Raw genomic sequence first — 2,689 nt, 5'->3', positions numbered from 1 at the left:
CGTGACTCCTCCCCCACTCTCGGCTTCGCTCGAGCGGGGGGACCCCCATCGAGGGCGCTCCGGCGCCTTGCGATCGCACGCACCAGACGCCGCGCGCTGATCCGACCGGGGATATGACACAGGCTCTCAGCCCCACGAGTGGAGAGAGCCCCGTCACACCGCGCTGACACCGCTCCCGCGGCCGGTGCTCCACGTCCGGAGCGCCGGGAACGAGCCGGTTGTGCAAAACGTTTTGGATATCTAGCTTGTGCCGCATGAGCGACAGAACACCCCCGTCGGCGGGCCGCCTCCTGGTGCGCGGCTGCGATGTGCTGCGGGTTCCGCCGACGGGTGAGTGCGAGGTCCTGCGGGAGCGGGACATCGTGGTGGCGGACGGTGTCATCCAGGAGATACGGCCCGCCCGGACCGTAGGGGACGACGAGGCGGACGTGATCGACGGGCGGGGCCTCCTCGCCGTTCCGGGGCTGGTCAACGCGCACACGCACAGCCCGATGGTGCTGATGCGCGGCGCGGCCGAGGATGTCACGGTCGAGGGCTGGTTCAACGACCGGGTCTGGCCGATGGAGAGCAACCTCACCCCCGCCGACGTACGGCTCGGCGCCCGGCTGGCCTGCGCCGAGATGATCCGCTCCGGGGTCACGACCTTCGCCGACCACTACTTCTTCCCCGAGCGGATCGCCGAGGCGGTCGCCGAGACCGGACTGCGCGCCGACATCGCGCCCACCTACTTCAGCAGCCGGGGCCAGGGGGCCCTGGAGGAGAGCGTGCGGTTCGCGGAGGAGTGGCACGGCGGTGCCGGGGGCCGGGTGACCGTCTCGCTCGGCCCGCACGCGCCGTACACCGTGGACGACGCGGATCTGCGGACCCTGGCCGGGCACGCGCGCGGGCTCGGGGTGCGGATGCACATCCACGCCGCCGAGCACCTGGAGCAGACCCGGTCCAGCCTGGAGCGGCGCGGCATCACCCCGGTGCGGGTGCTGCACGAGACGGGGGTGCTGGAGGCCGGCGCGCTGATCGCGCACGGCTGCGGCATCGTCGAGGAGGACCTGCCGCTGCTGGCCGGGTACGCGGACACCGCCGCCGTGGCCTGCTGCCCCAAGGTGTACCTCAAGCACGCGCTCTCCCCGCTGACCCCGGTCCGTGACCTGCTCGACGCCGGGATCACCGTGGCGGTCGGCACCGACGGTGCCGCCGGCCACAACACCCTCGACGTGTGGGAGGCGCTCCGGCTGGTCGCCCTCACCCAGAAGCAGGCCGTGCGGGACGCCACCTGGATGACCGTCTCCGACACGCTGCGCCTGGCCCTGCGCGGCGGCGCCCGCGCCCTCGGGCTCCAGGACCGGATCGGGGCCCTGGAACCGGGCATGCGGGCCGACATCGTGCTCACCGACCTGTCCGGCGTCCACTGCCGTCCGCTGCACGATCCGCGCGCCGCGCTGGTCTACAGCGCCCGCGCCGCCGACGTCCGCACCGTGATCGTCGACGGCCGGGTCCTGCTGCGCGACGGCACGCTGCTCACCGTGGACGAACCCGCCCTGCTGGCGGAGGCCGACGCGGTGGTGGCGCGGATCCTCGACACGTCCCACGGGAAGGCGGTGCAGCACTATGCGCCCTGAGCAGTACGGCGCCGCCCGTCAGTCACCCGTCCGCAGGCCCGCCTCCATCAAGGACGTGGCCGCCGCCGCGGGCGTCAGCCCCACCACCGTCTCGCACGTCCTGAGCGGCAACCGGCCGGTCAACGAGGACACCGCCGCGCGCGTCCGCAGCGTCGTCAACCGGCTGGGATACGTCCCGGCGTCGCTGGCGCGCAGCCTCCAGGCCGGCTCCACCTCGGTGATCGGGCTGCTGATCCCCGACATCAGCAACACCTTCTTCGCCGAACTGGCCAAGGGTGCCGAGGACGCCGCCCACGACCTCGGCTACGGGCTGATCCTGTGCAACACCGAGTTCGACGCCGACCGCGAGGACCGCTATCTCGGCATGATCCGCAGCCGGTTCATCGACGGCATGGTGTACGCCTCGGGCTCCCCGCCGTCGCGAAGACGGCTGGAGGCCCTGATGGGCAAGTTCCCCATCGCGCTCGCCGACGAGGAGGTCGAGGGGCTGGAGGGCGCGCTCATCGCGAGTGCCGACCACGAGGCGGGCGGGCGGCTGGTCGGCGCGCACCTGCGCGAGCTCGGCCACCGCCGGGCGCTGATGCTCACCGGTCCCAGGGCCCTGAAGAGCGGTGTCGCCCGGGCGGGCGGCTTCGTCCAGGCCTTCAAGGGCGAGGTCGTCGAGCGCGTCGGCGACTTCAAGGAGGCTTCCGGCTACCGTCTGGTGGCCGAGCTCCTGAAGGAGGGCCGTCTCGACTGCACGGCGGTGTTCGCGGGCAACGACCTGATGGCGTTCGGCGCCCTCGAGGCGCTGTGGGAGGCCGGGCTGTCGGTGCCCGGCGACATCTCGGTGGCCGGCTTCGACGACATCCGCGCCGCCTCGCTGGCCCACCCGCCGCTCACCACCGTCCACCAGCCCGCCTACGACGTGGGCCGCACCGCCACCGCGCAACTCCTCCAGTACGTCTCCCGGGGCGAGGTCCCGCCCGCGTCCCGGCACACGCTGCCCGTCGAGCTCAAGGTACGCGGCAGTACGGCTCCGGCCGCCGCCCGCTGACCCGTCACCCGACCTTCCCACCCGGCCGCGCGCCCCC

2 protein-coding genes are annotated in these 2,689 nt (G+C 73.2%); both read left to right on the top strand.

The features are described from left to right. The first annotated feature begins 254 nt into the window (after window positions 1-254). Window positions 255-1,616 (top strand): amidohydrolase, encoded by a 1,362-nt coding sequence (locus FNH04_RS44385; RefSeq protein ID WP_152791900.1) that lies wholly within the window; start codon window positions 255-257, stop codon window positions 1,614-1,616. Beyond that, window positions 1,606-2,652, top strand: coding sequence for a LacI family DNA-binding transcriptional regulator (locus FNH04_RS44380; RefSeq protein WP_152791899.1), 1,047 nt, complete (start codon window positions 1,606-1,608; stop codon window positions 2,650-2,652). Before FNH04_RS44385 ends, FNH04_RS44380 begins: the two co-directional genes overlap by 11 nt. Window positions 2,653-2,689: the final 37 nt, after the last annotated feature.

It is taken from the genome of Streptomyces phyllanthi (genome assembly GCF_009377205.1).
Taxonomy (GTDB): Bacteria; Actinomycetota; Actinomycetes; order Streptomycetales; family Streptomycetaceae; genus Streptomyces; species Streptomyces phyllanthi.
This window is presented reverse-complemented; position numbering and strand designations above follow the sequence as displayed.

Excerpts from the sequence above, each read along its gene's own strand:
- FNH04_RS44385 (WP_152791900.1), top strand. The coding sequence starts at position 255 with ATGAGCGACAGAACACCCCCGTCGGCGGGCCGCCTCCTGGTGCGCGGC.
- FNH04_RS44380 (WP_152791899.1), top strand. The coding sequence starts at position 1,606 with ATGCGCCCTGAGCAGTACGGCGCCGCCCGTCAGTCACCCGTCCGCAGG.